Consider the following 15,931-nt stretch of genomic DNA (forward strand, 5'->3'; position numbering starts at 1 on the left):
GGGAGCAGCGCGCCGGCAACCGGGCGGATCAGAGCGAACGGATGCACGCCCGAGCTGCCGCCAGCGGGAAACGGGCCCATATCGCCGCGAACACGAACCCGCGCATCAAGACCCCGCGCCGCCCGGCCTCGAATTTGCGGAAGTAGCGCCACAAGCCACGATGCTTGTGCCATTCGACGAACAGCGGGCGCCGGCGGCTGGATACCCCGCGAACGTGCAACACCCGCACACGGTTGGCGACCGCCACCCGTGCCCCGGCCTCGCGCGCGCGCCGGCACAGGTCGAGGTCTTCGGCATGCAGGCGGTAGCCTTCGTCGAAGCCGCCAATCCGCTCGAACAGCGCGCGCGGCATCAGCATCAGCGCGCCCGACACTGCGTTGACCGGCTGCAGTTCCTGCGCATCGTCCGGCGGCACCGCCATGGCCGACGCCCGACCGGGACGCAACATGCCGGACAGCATCGCGCCGAAATCGGGATCGCGCCGTCGCGCAGCGGCATCACGATGGCCGTCCTCGCCGACCAGGTCGGCCCCCAGCAGGCAATCGCCACCACCGGCCAGCGCATGCAGCCGCGACAGCGCCTCCGGCTCGAGCAGGCAATCGGGATTGACGAAGGCCAGCCACGGCGCCGCGCTGTCGGCCGCCCCCTGGTTGCAAGCCACCGCGAAGCCGGGATTGTCCGGATTGGCGATGAAGCGCACCCGCAGGTCGCTGGCAGCATGGCGCTGGACGATCTCGACGGTGTCGTCGCCGGAAGCGTTGTCGACCACCCGGATCTCGGCCACGCCGGTACTGGCGCGCAGGCGCTGCAGGCAGTTGTCGATGGTTTCGGCGCTGCAGTGGCTGACCACGATTGCGGTGATGCCTGCGGCGATGCCGTCCACCCCGTGTCCGCGATTCATCGCCGGTCCTCTTCGTCAGCGGCGGCGTCCGCTGTGCTCGATGCAGCTGTGCTCGATGCAGCTGTGCTCGATGCAGCTGTACCCGGCGCCCCGGAGCCGGTTTCGTCGCGATCCCGGAACAGGTCGCGTTGCGGATCGGGCCGACCGATCCCGGCCAGCAGCGCACCCAGGCGGGCGCGCGGTTCGCGCAGCGGGTCGTGCATCAGGAAATTCGCCAGCCGCGGGTGCCAGTCCGGCCAGCGTACCGCCAACCGTTCCATGTCGCCCTCGAACGGCACTCCTTCGACCGTACGGGCGACGTAGGCGGTGTCGCAGAGCACGTTGCGCCAGCCCAGGCCGGCCAGTCGCAGCGACAGGTCGATCAGGGCGGCATACCAGGAGCCGTAACTGGTGGCATCCAGCCCTCCGGCCCTGAGCCGCGCACTGCCGCGGATCAGCACCGCATGCGAAACGCCGGCCGGCAATTCCGGACACAACCCCGGCATCGCCGCGGTGGCACGTGCGAGGGGCTGGAGGTCATCGGGCAGCGGCGCGATCTCGCCGATCCGCGGCCATGCCGCGGCCTCGCCGGCATTGCACCAGGGTGTGGCAGTGGCGATGGCGCCATCGGCGCCCAGACAGGCGGCAAGGCGGTCCAGCCAGCCATGCGCCGGCACCGCGTCCGGCGCCAGCACGACGACATCGGCGTCCCCGCAGGCGGCCAACGCCTGGTCGAGATGGGCGACTTCGCCGATGCCGCGCTCGCGCCGGCTGTAGTCGGCCTGCAGCGAGGTTGCCGCGATCCAGCGTTCGATGATCGCGTAGCCGCGCGGTCCTACCCGCGCATCGTCGGCCAACCAGACCCGGGTCCCGGGCGGCGTGGACGCCTCCAATGCGCCGAGGCAGGCGTCGAGCGCGGCATCGTCAGTGCCGACCGGGATTACGACGATCGGCAGTTCAGCCGGCGGCCGGGCCATCACGCCTCAGTTTTTCGGAGCCCGGTGGAGTGGCTCCATCGCGCGGAAGCGGCGGCCGTACTCATCGGTCAGGTTCCGCGCTTCCTGCGGATTGCGCACGATCTTCGGGGTCAGCAGGATGATGGTTTCCTCGCGGCCGGTGCTGGTGTTCTGGCGCCCGAACAGGCCGCCGATCACCGGGATCCGGCTCAACCCCGGGAACCCCGACGAACCGCGGCGGGTGGTGTCGGTGATCAGGCCGGCCAGCATCACCGTCTCGCCGCTGCGCACCGCCGCTTCGGTCTTGAGCTTGCGGGTATCGACGCGGACGTTGCCGAACTCGTCCGGCTCATCGCCCGGCGCGCTGACCTCCTGGACGATGTCGAGGAAGACCATGTCGTCCGCGGTGACCCGCGGGCGCACCGTGAGGATGGTGCCGGTGTCGAGATACTGCACCTGGCCGATGGTCCCGTCGGTGCCGGTGCCCGGATTGAACGTCACCGACCGCACCGGGATTCGCGCACCGACGTTGAAGGTGGCCTCGGTGTTGTTGCGCACGAACAGCGACGGCGACTGCAGCATCTGCACGTCGGTCACCTGGTCGAGCGCGTTGATCACCGCCGCGGCGTTGCGGCCGAGGAAGGTCCAGGCCAGGCCGCCGCTGCCGTCGCTGGCGCGCCCGGTGACGCTGCCGGAGATCGTGCTCCAGGTATCGCGCCCCACCGCGCTCGGCAGGCCGGCATCGGTCACCGCGGTCTCGAAGAACCAGTTGACGCCGTAGCTCAGGTCGCCGGTCAGGGTGACCAGGGCAATCTGTGCCTCGATATGGACCTGGGTCGGCATCACGTCAAGGCGCTCGATCACGTCGCGGATCGATTTCCAGGCCGCCGGCGAACCGCGCACGAGCAGCGAGTTGGTTTCGGCCACCGCCGACACCCCGACCTTCGCGCCTTCGACCTCCAGCATCACGCTGCCGTCGCCGCCGCTGCGCTGGTTCAGCGACATGCTGCCGAGCTCGCCGCCGCTCGCGCCACCGCGACCGCCGGTATTGCCCGCATCACCGCCCCCGCCCTTCAGGTCCATCTGCTCCAATCCCGGCATCAGGCTCGCGTTGCCGCCGCGCGCGCCGGCCGAGGAACTGCCGCCGAACACCTCGGCCAGCCGCTGGGCAAGGTCGCCGGCATCGATGTACTTGAGGTCGTAACTGAACAGCTGCATGTCGCCGCCAGCGCTGTCGATGCGTTCCAGCCACTGCTGGATGTCGTCCAGGTAGCGGGCCTGGGGGGTGATCACCAGCACCGCGTTGGCACCATCCAGCGGCATGAACCGGAACATGCCGGCGACCGGCGATTTACTCTCCTCGCCGAACACCTTCTCCAGGTCGGAGACCACGTCGCTGGCCTTGCCGGACTGGATCGGATAGACACCCACCGACATCCCCGACAGCCAGTCGACGTCGAAGATCTCGATGGTGCGCAGGTAGTTCTCCAGCTCGGCGCGGGTGCCGCCGATGCTGATCACGTTGCGTGCCGGGTCGGTGGAGACGATGGCATTGGGCCGTGCGTAAGGTTCGAGCAGCTTCTTCATCTCCTCGGCGGAGATGTAGTTCAGTGGCACCGCGCGGACCTCGAAGCCGCGCGCGGATGCCGGGCTGCCGGTGCGCGGAGCGATGTTGCCGGGCAGCGCCTGGTCGGCCGGGACGATGTTGTAACGACCGTCGGCATAGACCATGCGGGCATTGTTCCAGCCCAGCACCATTTCCAGCAGGCCCAGCGCGCTGGCAGGACTGACCGGCTTGGGCGTGGCCAGGGTCACGGTGCCCTGCACGCCCGGCGCGATCACGTAGTTCTGCCCGAGCATGTCGCCGAGAATGGCCTTGACCACCGCCTGCAGCGATTCGCCCTCGAAGTTGAAGGTGGCCTCGCCGGTAGTGGCGCCCAGGCCGGGCGGCGGTGCGGCGGCGGCACTCTGGTTGATGACCTGGCCGGTACCTCGACGGATCTGGGGTCGCGGGCCGGCATCGTCCGGCAACGCCTCGACGCTGTCGGCAGGAGGCAACGTGGTCTGCACCCGCGGACTGAGGTCGGCCTCGCGGCTGACCCGCGGGGTTGGCGCACTGGCGCAGGCATTGAGCAACATCGCGATGGAGGCGGCCAACAGCCAGGGCCGGGCGCCGGCCAGGGACGGTGCGGTTGATTCGTCGCGTCGATTCATTGCATGCACTTTACTGGCTCTCGTCACTGGCTCTCTGCCGGCGGATTGGGCGAAGGTGGCGTGTCTGATGGAGGTGCAGGGGGTTGCGGCGGGGGTTGCGGACTCTGGCGATTCTGTGCCTGCTCGCGCAGGGCCGCACGACGGGCCTGGATGCGCTGGCGGATCGCTTCCATCTGCGATTCCGGTGTGGTCGCCGGAGTCGCCTGATCGGGCTGCGATTCGGCCTGTTTGCCATTGGCGTCAGCCACGGCCGATGGCGCGGGTCCGGCCGGCTCGCCCTCGGCCATCGCCGGAGCCGTGCGGGTACCGGCAGCATCGGGGCGACGCACGGCCACCTCCGTCGGGGGCCGTCCGCCATGTCCGTCGAACACGCGCAAGGCCATGGTCCGACGCCCTTCGGGCCCCTCGAACACCGCCGCGCGCACATCCAGCTCGACCAGCCGCCAGGCCGGGTGCGATTTCGGCGCCTCATCGAGCTTGACCCGGACAGACTCGCTGCCGTCGGCCGGCTGCAGGATCGCCATCCGCAGGCCCGGCGTGATCAGCACGCTGGTCAGCACGTAGTCGAAGGCCGAATCGGTGGCTTCGCTCTCTTCTCCCTGCAACGAGAACGGCTTGGGCTTGCGGTCATCGCTGAACAGGGGTCGTCGGGAGATTTCACCGTAGCTGGCCAGCGGTTCGACCATGCCCTCGGTGGCCGGTGGCAGCGACGGCAACGGTTCGAGCGTCTCCTCGTCCGATGCCAGGGGTTCGATCCGGCCACCCATGCCGGCCACGGCCAGGATCAGGGCCAGCAAGGCCCAGCCGGCGACGGTGGCCAGCAACCAGGTGCGCGGGCCGGCGCTCTCAAGTCGCATCGCGAGCCTCCGCTCCGCTGGGGGGCAGGTAGCCGTAGAGGTCGAAGCTCACGTCGAGGCCGCCGTCGCTGCTGGCACGGCCGGAACCGGGGGCGAAGTACATGCGCTGGACCAGGATGTTGAGATTGCCGATGAACAGCCGCGGCGAACCGCTCTCCAGCGCATGCAGCACCGCCGCTGTTTCCGGGGTGCCGCATTTGAGCCGCACCTGCACCGTGACCCGGGTGTAGGGCTCACGGCTGCTGGGCTCCAGCGGCGAGCGGTTGACGATGCCGCAGCTGCGGTTGCCGGGACTGGCCTCGGACACGACCGCTTCCAGACGCTGGACCAGGGCGGCAGTCGCCAGTTCTGCGTTGGCCTCGGGCATGAAACCCGGCCGCTCGGCCTGCCGCGCTCCCAGTTCGGCCAGCTGGCGGTTGACCTCGTCGGCCTGCTCCAGTTGGGCACGCAGGCGCAGCTCACGCTGCTGCAAGGTGTCGATGCGGGCATCGAGATCGCGCATCGGGATCGTCCACCACGGATGCACCAGCACCGCGTAGGCCAGGGCCAGTACGCCCAGCAACAGACCCAGCGCCAGCCAGCGATCGCGCTTGCCCGCCGTCATTCGTCGGTCTCCGGTGCCGGGACGGTTCCGCTGTCCGCAGGTGCGTCGGCCGGCGCTGCCCCCGGGGGAGGCATTGCAGCCAGTTCGGCGGTCAGGGTGAAACGGTCGCGGCCGCTGGCGGGGTCGGGCTGCAGTGCGCCGGCCAGTGCCGGCGAGCGCCACGGTCCGGCCCCCTGCAGGCGGCCGACCAGGGCCGGCGCCTCGCGGCTCAAGCCGATCAGCAGCATGCGGCGCTCCTCCAGCGAAAGCTTTTCGAGATAGGTGTTGTCGGGCAGGCGGCGGGTCAACTCGTCGATGACCACCACTGCCGGTGGCCGGGCGGTGCGCTTGGCGTCGAGGAAGGCCTGGCCACTGATCAGGCCGGCCAGGCGCTGGCGCTGGGCGGCGGCCTGGCGGCCGGCGGCGGCCTCGGCGGCGATCTGCTGCTCGAGTGCATCGGCGGTGGCGCGACGATTCTGCAATACCTGCCAGAGCATCAAACCGCAGGCAAGCAGCGCCAGTGCGGCCAGGCCCCAGTTCCATGGCCGCCACGGATCGCGCTGGCGGCGGCGCTCGGACGGGGGCAGCAGGTTGACGCCAATCGGAAGACCATCGGCACCGGCCACCTCGATCCCGGCCAGTTCGCCGCCCAGCGCCCCGAGTGCGGCCCGCTGTGGTGCCAGGGCGGTGCGCGGCACCACCACCAGCTCCACGTCGAGCTGCCCGTCGGACTCGCGACGGCCGAGCACGCGAGCGTCGTAGGCCACTTCATCGATCGGGAACGGGGTCTGCCGGTCGACCTCGAAACCGACCACGTCGCGCAGCCGGTCCGCAGCCGCGGCCGGCAGCAGCAGGCGACGGCGCAAACAGGCCGAGGCCGGCAACAGCAACCAGCGCGGCAACTCGGCCAGGCGCGGCGACAGCAGGCCGGCGAGCGGATCGGCCATGGCGGCTGCCATCGGCGTCAGCGCCTCGGCATCGGCCAGCGCCGGAATCCGGCCGAGTGCGGTCAGGGTCTCTTCCTGCTGGCGCGACAGGGCGATCTCGCCGCCTTCGGCCTGCAGCATCAGCCGGCCGCGGCCGACGCCCAGCGCGCGACGCAGCCCGGACGGCAGCCAGGCAGCCAGCGAGCGCCCCCACCAGGCCAGGAAATGACCGGCACCCGGCCACAGCCGGGCGCCCATCGATCCAAGGCGGTCCCGCAAGCCTGTCATCGTGGCCTGCTCTTCATCGTGGCCTGCTCCTCATCGCGGTGTAACTCCCTCCTCCCAGCGCAACACGGTATAGGCCATGCCAGGCATGGCGCCCCCTCCCGTGCGGACTACTGCACGCACAACTCCTTCACGACCGTCGGCCAGCCGCGCGCGGCTGCCGATACTATACGTGCCGCTCCGGCTGCCCACGAGCCAGGAGTTGTCGACTGCACCCGGCATGGGCTCTCCGGTGACCGGATCGAGTTGCCTGCGCTGCGTCACCAGAAGCTCGCCATCCAGCCCCATCGCATCCAGGACCTCCTGCGAGGCAAACGCAGTGTCCGGACGCGGGCGGCCGCTGTACACGGTGACATGCGGTGCGATCCGGGCGTAGATCTCCGAGGTGAAGCCCAGCACCTGCTGCAACTCGGCGATGCTCTCGAACTCGCCGTCCTTGGCGCCGTACGGACGGCCGGCAGCCGCATAGTCGGCGTCCTCGGCGCCTCCGGTCGGCTGGGTCAGCGAATCGGCATCGCGCCAGTCGAGGACCGCCCCGGCCAATTGCTCGGCCTCGAACTGCTCGCTGCCCAGCACCCGCAGCAGGCCGGCCAGCAGGGTCATGTCGGCCTGGTTGAGATCGACCTTGCCGCCCTCGTCGATGATCGTGACTTCGATCTCGGCACCGGCGTATCGCCAGGCATGGGGCTGGCCGTCGGGTTGCCACTGGCGGCGAGGGTCGTCCAGTTCGATCCGGGTCAACGCGTATTCGAGCCCGGCCCGGGCCGCGTTGCCAGCGGCCAGGCCACTGACCAATACGCGCCCCTGCAGGGCCTCGACCCGGGCCGTCAGTGCGAAGGCACCCACCAATGCGGTCAGCAGGGTGATCAGCCACAGCACCAGCAGCAGGGCGGCGCCGCGCGGTCGTGCGGCGGTCGTCAGTCGTGGGCAGGCCGTATCAAGCCGGCATCCGGCGACCGTGAGCCGACGGTCATTGCCTGCCATCAAAACCTCCCCACCACGTTGGCACCGGCCAGGCTGCCGGCCTGCGGCAGGGCCACCACCAGCGGTGGCCACGGGCGGCCATCGGCATCGGTCAGGGTCACCTCGACCAGCAATGGCAGTTGTTCGCTGGCTTCCCAGCGATCCTCCCAGCCGGACAGCTCGCCTTCGACGGTCAGCGCACGGTAGCGGAAGCGCGCTTCGCCGAGACGGTCGACCAGCAGTTCCGGCGGCCTGGGATCGGCCTCCTCCCAGGTCTGCGCCGACTGCACCACGGTCAGGGCCAGCACGATGCGGGCACCGCCCTCGCCTTCTTCGATCCGGAAATCGTGCAGGTAGGGACCGCCGTAGCCGAGGTAATCCGGCAGATCGGCGACGAAACGGATGCGGCCGGGCTCGCCAACGAAGCGCATCGGCAAGGTGGTCGCGGGGTCGACCTCGAAGGCGATCGTCCGCGCCGCCATCATCCGCTGGCGCAGGAAGCCGAGCACGGCGCGCTCGCGTTCGGCACGCTGGGCCATCGCCTCGCCGCGATTGATAGTGGTGGTGGCCGCGGTGAGGGTGGCGAAGGCCAGCGCCAGTCCGGCGGCCAGCAGCACGGTGGCCAGCAGCACTTCGATCAGGGTGAAGCCGTGTGTCCGCCGCCTCACAATCCACCCTCCAGCGGATCCACCGGCACCAGCCGCAGGCTGCGCAACAGCAGGCGCTGGCCAGGACGACCTTCGCCCCACTCCACCGCAAGGCTGATCTCATGGAGACGGTTGGCATCGCCGTCGACCGGCTGCAGCACATCAAGTGGCGGTTCGGGGTCTTCCCAGGGCGCGATATCGAGTGTCCAGCGGTAGCGGCCGTCCTCGAACTCACCGCGCTCCTGCCCCGGCTCCAGTGGCGCGCCCACGCCGACCTGGTCGAGCAGCGACTGCGCGTGCAGGGCGGCACGGCCGGCATCACCGGACCAGCGCACCTGTCGTGTCGCGCCGGACAACGTGCCCAGCAGCAGGGTCATCGCCAGTGCCAGCAACGCAAAGGAAACGATGACCTCGATCAACGTATAGCCGCGCTGGCTGCGGCGGGATCCGGCCGGATTGCAGCCGCGCCGGGCGATGAACCGCTTCATCGCTCCACCTCCGCGCGTCGCAGCCGGACCTCACCGGTCAGCCAGGCCACATCGATGTTCCAGGCCGCACGCTCGATGCTCAGCTGCACCCGCCCACCGGTGGCGGCACCATCGGCAAAGAACAGCACCGCCCCCTGCCCTTCGCTTGGCTGTGCCTCGCGGGCGCCGGTGAAATGGATCCCGATCGCGGACGGGATCGTGCCGCTCTTGCCGTTCGGCGCCTCCCAGCGATGCGCTTGCGGGTCGATCACGAATCGCTGCGGCTGCCCGGTCGCCAGCGCCTGGGCGCGGGTGTAACGCAACTGCGAGGCCACTTCCTTGGCGCTGGAGCGCAGCTGCATGCCGCGGTAACCGCCACCCATGGCGGCGGCCGCCAGCAGACTGGCAACCGCAAACAGCGCCACCACCATCAACATCTCCACCAGGGAGACGCCGCGGATTCGGCGGCGGGCTGTCCGGGCAGGCATGGCCGATGCGTTCCTGCGCAATGCGCTGGCGTGGAGTCGCTTACTCGTAGCGGACGTCGGCGTCGACACTGGTGCCGCCCGCCTTGCCATCACGGCCGAGGATCACCAGATCGAACGAACCGGCCTCGCCCGGGGCACGGTAGACGACGTCATGGCCCCACGGGTCCTTCAATTCCTGCGCCTTGGCATAGGGCCCCAGCCAGCCCGGCGCATCGCCGGGCGCGGTGACCAGCTCGTCGAGCGCCGTGGGCAGGCGGCCGGTGTCCATCTGGAAGGACTCGACCTTCTGCGCCAGGGTCATCACCTGCGACTTGGCGAGGTTGGCCTTGGCACGGTCGGCGCCGCCCAGCACGCGGCTGCCGACGAAGGTCAGGACCGCGCCGATCAGGACGATGACGATGATGATCTCGATCAGGCTCATGCCGCGCTGGGCGGCGGCAAACCCCGCACGGGGGGAGCGGATCGGGCGATGTTGACGCATGGCGAATGTCCTTCTCGAAGGGAATCTGGAATGTTTACCCGAAACGGGCGTCGAATGGGCTGACTGCGCGGGCAGGCGTTCAGTTCCCTGCCCAATCACCCGATGGCCGAAGTCAGGTCGTACAGCGGTGTCAGCACCGCCAGCACGATGATGCCGACCACCGCGGCCAGCACCACCGTCACCACCGGCACCAACGCCGCCAGCATCCGGTCCAGTGCCTGCGCGGTCTGCTGCTCGAAGGTCTCGGCGGTCTTGACCAGCATGGTATCGAGTGCACCGGACTCCTCGCCAACCTGGATCATCTGCAGCGCCAGGCGCGGGAAGCGCTTGCCACGCGACAGTGCGGTCGACAGCGCGACACCGTTCTTGACCTCGGCGGCGGCCTTGTCGACGTCATCGGCCAGGACCCGGTTGTCCATCACGTTGCGGCCGATGCCCAGCGCCGCCATCAACGGCACGCCGTTGCGGACCAGGGTGCCGAGGGTGCGCGCCAACCGCGCGGTCTCCATCTTCGCCACCAGCGAGCCGAAGAAGCGTCGGCGCAGCAGCCAGCCATCGAGCTTCTCGCGGAACACCGGGTCACGTCGCTTGCGGTCGAACCACCACAGCGCCAGCCCCGGCACCACCAGCAGCACGATCCACCAGTCGCGCACGAACTGGCCGATGCCGAGCACGATCAGGGTGAACAGGGGCAGTTCGGCATCCAGGCTCTCGTACATCTGGGCGAACTGCGGCACCACGTAGCCGAGCAGGAACAGCAGGCTCAGACCAACCATCACCAGCAGGATCGCCGGGTAGATCAACGCGTTGATGACCCGCCCCTGCAGCGCACGGCTACGCTCGAGGTAGTCGGCCAGCCGCGCCAGCGTCTCCTGCAGGCTGCCGCCGGCCTCGCCGGCACGGACCATGTTGATGTACAGCCGCGAGAAGGTGCCGTGCTGGCGCTCCAGCGCCGCCGACAGCGAACTGCCGCCACGCACCGCATCGCGGACGTCGGTGAGCGTGCGCTTCGCCGCTTCGTCCTCGGGCAGCTCCAGCAGGATGGTCAGCGCCCGGTCCAGCGGCTGTCCGGCACCGAGCAGGGTCGCCAGCTGCTGAGTGAACTGGACCAGGCGTTCGCCCGAGAAGGTCCTGGGCTTGAACAGTCCCTTCAGCAGCGACGTCCCGTCGCCGGCCCCGGCCGGCTTGGCTTCGACCGGCAGATGGCCCTGTTCCTGCAGCCGGAGCACCACCTCGTTGCCGGACGCGGCCTCCATCTGGCCTTCCAGCATCTCACCTCGCGCGTTGAGGGCTTTGTAGTGGAACAGGGGCATGTGCTTTTGCTCGTCATCCCCGCGCAGGCGGGGATCCAAGGACGTTGGCTGTCGGCGCCATCCCGACAATATCAGGCCAAAGATCACGCCATGAAGGGTTCATTTCATCAATCAACCGGATCTTCCAGGCTCGATTCCACTTTTTGATCCGCTTCTCCCGCTGGATCGCGGACTCCATCGTGTCATGCAACTCGTACCAGACCAGTCGAGTCACACCGTAGCGGGCACTAAAGCTTTCAACGATGTGCTCCTTGTGTTGCCAGACACGTGAAATCAGCTCACTTGTTACACCAACATACAAAGTTCCATTCCGGTCGCTTGCGAGCAGGTATACACAGGGTTGTCTGTCCATTCCCTCCTCCTCGAAACCTCAACGTCCATGGATCCCCGCCTTCGCGGGGATGACGGCCCTGATACTCCTGTTTTCGCGGGGAGGACTGCGCCGAAGGCCATTACCACCTCGGGTTCAGGCGTCTTCGGTCACCCGCAGCACTTCCTCGATCGTGGTCTCGCCGGCCAGGGCCTTGGCGATGCCGTCCTCGTACATGGTGCGCATGCCGGCCTCGCGGGCGATCTGTTCGAGTTCGCCCATGCCGGCGTGGCGCATCACCGCGCGACGCAGTTCGTCGTTCATGACCAGGAACTCCATGATCGTCGTGCGTCCCACGTAGCCGGTCGGCGCGATCGCCGACGACCGTGGCCGGTACAGGAAGATCTCGCCTTCGGGCTGATAGCGGCGCAGGCCGAACTTGTCGATCTCCTCGGCGCTGGCCCGGTACTTCTCGGCGTGGGTCGGCTCCAGCCGCCGCACCAGGCGCTGACCGAGGATGCCGTTGATGGTCGAGGTCAGCAAGTAGTCCTCCACCCCCATGTCGAGCAGGCGGGTGATGCCGCCGGCGGCGTTGTTGGTATGCAGGGTGCTCAGCACCAGATGGCCGGTCAGCGCGGACTGGATCGCGATGCGCGCGGTCTCCAGGTCGCGCATCTCACCGATCATGATGATGTCCGGATCCTGGCGGACGATGCTGCGCAGCGCGTGGGCGAAGTCGAGCCCGATCTGCGGCTTGGCCTGGATCTGGTTGATGCCCTCGATCTGGTACTCGACCGGATCCTCGACGGTGATGATCTTGACGTCGGGGGTGTTGAGCTTGCTCAGCGCCGTGTAGAGCGTCGTTGTCTTGCCCGAACCGGTCGGGCCCGTCACCAGCAGGATCCCGTGCGGTTGCTCGAGCACCTTCTGGAACTGCGGCAGGAAGTGGTCGGTGAAGCCCAGCCGCTTGAAGTCGAACACCACCGTTTCCCGATCGAGCAGGCGCATCACCACGCTCTCGCCGTGTGCGGTCGGCACCGTACTCACGCGCAGGTCCAGTTCCTTGCCCTGCACCCGCAACATGATCCGGCCGTCCTGCGGCAGCCGACGCTCGGCGATGTTGAGCTTGGCCATGATCTTGATGCGGCTGATCACCGCCGCAGTCAGGTTCACAGGCGGACTTTCGCCGTCGATCAGCACGCCGTCGACCCGATAGCGCACCTTGAGCCGGTTCTCGAACGGCTCGATGTGGATGTCGGAGGCGCGCAGCTCGACCGCGCGCTGGATGATCAGGTTGACCAGCCGGATCACCGGCGCCTCGGAGGCCAGGTCGCGCAGGTGCTCGACATCGTCGAGGTCGCCGCCGCCCTCGCCCTCGGCAGTTTCGACGATCGCGCCCATCGCACTGCGGCCCTGGCCATGCCAGCGTTCGATCAGCGCCTCGATCTCGGAACGCAGGCCGATCCTCAATTGCAGCGGGCGGCCGAGCGCGAGCCGCACCGCATCGACCGTGTAACCGTCCTGCGGATCGGCCATCAGCAACTCCACGCCCCGTTCACTGGAACCCAGCGGGCAGACATGGAACTGCTTCATGAACTTGATGCTGAGGTTGACGTCCTCCGGCGGCAGGTCCGGTGCATCCTGGACCGGCACCAGCGGCAGGCCGGTCACCTCGGCGACCGTGGCGGCGTGGTCGCGCTCGGACACCAGGCCGAGCCTGCCCAGCAGACCGAGCAGGCTGCCACCGGTTTCGGCCTGCAGCTTGCGCGCCCGGCCAAGGTCGGCCTCCTTCAGCCGGCCCTTTTCCAGCAGGGCGTCGAGGATGAGCTGTTCGACCGTGCCCGCAGCATCAGCGGAGTGGGAGGCTGTCGTGTTTTCGCTTGCTACCGAACTCATGGCCTGATTTCCGCTCGCCGACTCTTGCAACCTTGAACGCCAAATCTATCAGGCCGCGGCCTGTCAGGCACCTGCACGGGCCTGGCCGACATCCCTTGCCCATGTGCAGGACCAGGTTACCTCCGCAATCAGGACATCCTTTAGAAAGACAAACCGATCACACAAATGCGTAGCACCAGTGGGAAGACTATGCTTGCCACAACCTGCCGGGAACCTCTACGTTTCTGGCGCCTTGTCCATTAAGACAGTCACGAAGGGGAACGTCTTGAAAATCCGCACCTACTGCCTCGCGGCTCTTGCCCTGGCCATCGCGGCCTGCTCCTCACCCCAGGCACCGGAAGCAGCCCAGTCCGAAGTCGCCCCCCAGCCCGGCACCGGCACTACCCAAGCTCACGACGAAGAGGGAAGCCTCCGACCGCGTCCGGAAGAGTCCCCGGAAGCATCCATGCCGCAGCGCGACACCACACCGGTTGACGCGAGCGTGGTCGGAGTCCGCTTCAGCAGCAGTGGCGACACCGAGAACAACACCCTCGGCGCTCCCGCCACCACGTTCAAGCCCACCGACACCGTCTACGCCGAGGTCGAAACCAACGGCACCGCCTACGAGTACACCCTCTATGCGAAATGGATGAGCCCGGATGGAACGGTACTCGCCGACTATGGCATGCGCGTCGGCGAAGCCGGTCCCAGGCGAACGGTCATCAGCCTCAGCAAACCCGATGGCTGGTCCGAAGGCGCCCATTCGATCGAACTGGCCATCAACGGGAAGACCGAGCGCAGCGTGAAGTTCGAGGTCCGATGAGCCCTTCCCTCGTGCCCCAGGCACCCGCCGCCGTTGGCGGCGTCGGCGGTAGCGGCACCCGTTTGGTCGCGCAGTTGCTACAGGCCGCCGGCTTCCACCTTGGCGACGATATCAATGAGTCGTCCGACACGCTTTGGTTCACTCTGTTGTTCAAACGCGAGGAGATCCTGCGTGTCGATGACGATGAGTTCGACCAACTGACCCGGATCCTGATCACTGCACTGCAGCGAGGCCGACAGCTCGATTCCGATGACGAAGCGCTGGTGCGCTCCCTTGCAGTTGCCGATCGACCACAACACTTGGCCGATTGGCTTGGCAAACGCGCCGAGTCGCTCCTTGCATCAACTTTGCAACCGCCAGTCGCCAACACACTGGGTTGGAAGGAGCCGAACACTCACGTCGTGATCGAACGCCTCTGGCAACGCCTACCGCAACTGCGTTACGTGCATGTGGTGCGTAACGGCGTGGATATGGCTTATAGCCAGAATCAAAACCAGCTACGCCTGTGGGGACCACATGTATTGGGCGAGGATGGTCCGGTCACACCAGCCCGCTCACTCGCCTACTGGTGCAAGTTGCACCAACGCATGCAACGCCTGCTGGCGGACAATCCGCAACGCATGTATTGGCTGGATTACGATGCGTTGTGTCGCGATCCGCTGGGCGAGGCCCGGAAGCTTTGCGAATTCATGCGATGCGACCTGGCACAGATGCGTCCGCAACTGACTAGCGTACTTCCCCCCGGTCCCGCTCGACATGCCGGCAGAGATCTGTCCGATCTACATCCCGCAAATCTCGCCTATGTCCGCTCACTGGGATACGCCATCGCCCAATCTTGATCCGCCGCACGGCCAGTTTCTACCGGTTTCATGCCGCCATGCATGGGCGGTACAAGCCATGAGAAATACGCGTGCTTCAGCTCGAAAACGCTTTCTTTTGCCGCACCCAGTTCCGATGGGAGATCGGCACTACGGTGCAGATTGAGCCGGACTACGGGGAGTGCCGGGGTCCTGAAGATCCTTTGGCCGACGATCTCCCAGCGCGTGGGGCGAGGTCGTCGTCAGCAGCTTGAATGGATCGGCTTGGTGTACGGCCTCAGACAGCTCCCGTAGTTCCGTATCAAGGAAAATCTCGTCCAGCACTGCGCGCTCCGGAGCCTTGAGCTGCGAAACCCTGTCGAGCACATTCATTTCGTGGCCGCGCCCTTCGTACGCCATGCCATCGAAAGAGCTTCCTCCACCTTGCAGGCCAACCTTGCCAAAAGCGCTGTCGTCAAAAACGAGGCCGAGCGCCTCGGAAATGGCGTGGCGATAGTCGCGGCAGGTGACCCAAGCCTCGAAGGAAATCGCCACTCTTCCCGGGTAGGTGTCCTCCAGCCCCAGGAAGCAGCGGGCATGTTGCTTCCAGACCGTCGAAACACGCTGCATGACATGGTTGTTGTCCTTCGGGAACGCCACCATTTCCACCCGAGAGGCATGGCGCACCCGACTACTGAACATCTGCTCCGGCCTGCGCAGGATCAGCAACCGGTGCATGCGGACCCCCTCGACCTGCCATGGGGACACGGACAACTCTAGGTCTTCAAGACCCACCAAAAGTTTGCCTCCCGGCTTTTCCTTCCGCAACTCCGGCCTACTGGCTTGCCATGCAATGAACGGCGCCGGATCCGGCATGGTCTCCACTCCACGCAGAATCGGGCCGATAGGAATGGCGTTGTTGACGAACGTTCCATCGATCTGCGGGAGGAGCCAGCGAACCAGCGCATGGTTTCCGCTTCGTTTCATCCCGTGAAGAAGGAACACCGACGGAGTGGATGGTTCAGCAATCAACATATACCTCCAGGTCCGACGCAGCCGGACACAT

At 67.4% G+C, this 15,931-nt stretch carries 17 protein-coding genes; 2 read left to right on the plus strand and 15 right to left on the minus strand.

Annotated features, from left to right (window positions below; all coding sequences use genetic code 11):
• Nucleotides 1-28: 28 nt before the first annotated feature.
• The 14 genes from FKV23_RS13475 to gspE all read right to left on the minus strand — a co-directional run bounded on the left by FKV23_RS13475 (nt 29) and on the right by gspE (nt 13,266).
• Nucleotides 29-901, minus strand: coding sequence for a glycosyltransferase family 2 protein (locus FKV23_RS13475; protein WP_141624314.1), 873 nt, complete (start codon nt 899-901; stop codon nt 29-31).
• Nucleotides 898-1,857 (minus strand): glycosyltransferase family 2 protein, encoded by a 960-nt coding sequence (locus FKV23_RS13480; protein WP_141624315.1) that lies wholly within the window; start codon nt 1,855-1,857, stop codon nt 898-900. The genes FKV23_RS13475 and FKV23_RS13480 overlap by 4 nt, the downstream gene beginning before the upstream one ends.
• 6 nt (nt 1,858-1,863) lie before the next feature.
• Complete coding sequence (gspD, locus tag FKV23_RS13485) at nt 1,864-4,050, minus strand: type II secretion system secretin GspD (RefSeq protein WP_141624316.1); 2,187 nt, start codon at nt 4,048-4,050, stop codon at nt 1,864-1,866.
• Nucleotides 4,051-4,073: 23 nt separating this feature from the next.
• Nucleotides 4,074-4,907 (minus strand): general secretion pathway protein GspN, encoded by an 834-nt coding sequence (locus FKV23_RS13490; RefSeq protein ID WP_141624317.1) that lies wholly within the window; start codon nt 4,905-4,907, stop codon nt 4,074-4,076.
• Entirely contained in the window at nt 4,897-5,511 is a 615-nt protein-coding gene (gene gspM, locus FKV23_RS13495; protein WP_141624318.1) for a type II secretion system protein GspM, read from the minus strand. Before gspM ends, FKV23_RS13490 begins: the two co-directional genes overlap by 11 nt.
• Nucleotides 5,508-6,704: a PilN domain-containing protein gene (locus FKV23_RS13500; protein WP_141624319.1), complete on the minus strand. Its 1,197-nt coding sequence runs from the start codon at nt 6,702-6,704 to the stop codon at nt 5,508-5,510. Before FKV23_RS13500 ends, gspM begins: the two co-directional genes overlap by 4 nt.
• Nucleotides 6,705-6,734: 30 nt before the next feature.
• Nucleotides 6,735-7,685: a type II secretion system minor pseudopilin gene (locus FKV23_RS13505; RefSeq protein WP_141624320.1), complete on the minus strand. Its 951-nt coding sequence runs from the start codon at nt 7,683-7,685 to the stop codon at nt 6,735-6,737.
• Nucleotides 7,685-8,335 (minus strand): prepilin-type N-terminal cleavage/methylation domain-containing protein, encoded by a 651-nt coding sequence (locus FKV23_RS13510; protein ID WP_141625205.1) that lies wholly within the window; start codon nt 8,333-8,335, stop codon nt 7,685-7,687. The genes FKV23_RS13505 and FKV23_RS13510 overlap by 1 nt, the downstream gene beginning before the upstream one ends.
• Entirely contained in the window at nt 8,329-8,799 is a 471-nt protein-coding gene (gene xpsI / locus FKV23_RS13515) for a type II secretion system protein XpsI (RefSeq protein ID WP_141624321.1), read from the minus strand. Before xpsI ends, FKV23_RS13510 begins: the two co-directional genes overlap by 7 nt.
• Nucleotides 8,796-9,266: a type II secretion system protein XpsH gene (xpsH, locus tag FKV23_RS13520; protein ID WP_141624322.1), complete on the minus strand. Its 471-nt coding sequence runs from the start codon at nt 9,264-9,266 to the stop codon at nt 8,796-8,798. The genes xpsI and xpsH overlap by 4 nt, the downstream gene beginning before the upstream one ends.
• Before the next feature lie 40 nt (nt 9,267-9,306).
• Nucleotides 9,307-9,747 (minus strand): type II secretion system major pseudopilin GspG, encoded by a 441-nt coding sequence (gspG, locus tag FKV23_RS13525; RefSeq protein ID WP_244244009.1) that lies wholly within the window; start codon nt 9,745-9,747, stop codon nt 9,307-9,309.
• Nucleotides 9,748-9,842: 95 nt separating this feature from the next.
• Nucleotides 9,843-11,060 carry a type II secretion system protein XpsF gene (gene xpsF, locus FKV23_RS13530; protein ID WP_141624323.1) on the minus strand — a complete coding sequence of 406 codons (1,218 nt, stop codon included), beginning with the start codon at nt 11,058-11,060 and terminating at the stop codon, nt 9,843-9,845.
• Between the two features lie 13 nt (nt 11,061-11,073).
• A complete protein-coding gene (locus tag FKV23_RS13535; protein WP_141624324.1) occupies nt 11,074-11,412 on the minus strand; it encodes a GIY-YIG nuclease family protein in 339 nt (112 codons plus the stop codon).
• A 114-nt stretch (nt 11,413-11,526) separates the two neighbouring features.
• Nucleotides 11,527-13,266, minus strand: a complete 1,740-nt coding sequence (gspE, locus tag FKV23_RS13540) for a type II secretion system ATPase GspE (protein WP_141624325.1) — start codon at nt 13,264-13,266, stop codon at nt 11,527-11,529.
• A gap of 445 nt (nt 13,267-13,711) precedes the next feature.
• Between gspE and FKV23_RS17270 the strand changes: the two genes are divergently transcribed.
• A complete protein-coding gene (locus FKV23_RS17270) occupies nt 13,712-14,068 on the plus strand; it encodes a hypothetical protein (protein ID WP_167285241.1) in 357 nt (118 codons plus the stop codon).
• Nucleotides 14,065-14,907: a sulfotransferase gene (locus FKV23_RS13545; RefSeq protein ID WP_167285243.1), complete on the plus strand. Its 843-nt coding sequence runs from the start codon at nt 14,065-14,067 to the stop codon at nt 14,905-14,907. Before FKV23_RS17270 ends, FKV23_RS13545 begins: the two co-directional genes overlap by 4 nt.
• A 129-nt stretch (nt 14,908-15,036) precedes the next feature.
• Here the strand turns inward: FKV23_RS13545 and FKV23_RS13550 are convergent, their stop codons facing one another.
• Nucleotides 15,037-15,900, minus strand: a complete 864-nt coding sequence (locus FKV23_RS13550) for a hypothetical protein (protein ID WP_141624327.1) — start codon at nt 15,898-15,900, stop codon at nt 15,037-15,039.
• Nucleotides 15,901-15,931: the final 31 nt, after the last annotated feature.

This window comes from Lysobacter alkalisoli (genome assembly GCF_006547045.1).
Taxonomy (GTDB): Bacteria; Pseudomonadota; Gammaproteobacteria; order Xanthomonadales; family Xanthomonadaceae; genus Marilutibacter; species Marilutibacter alkalisoli.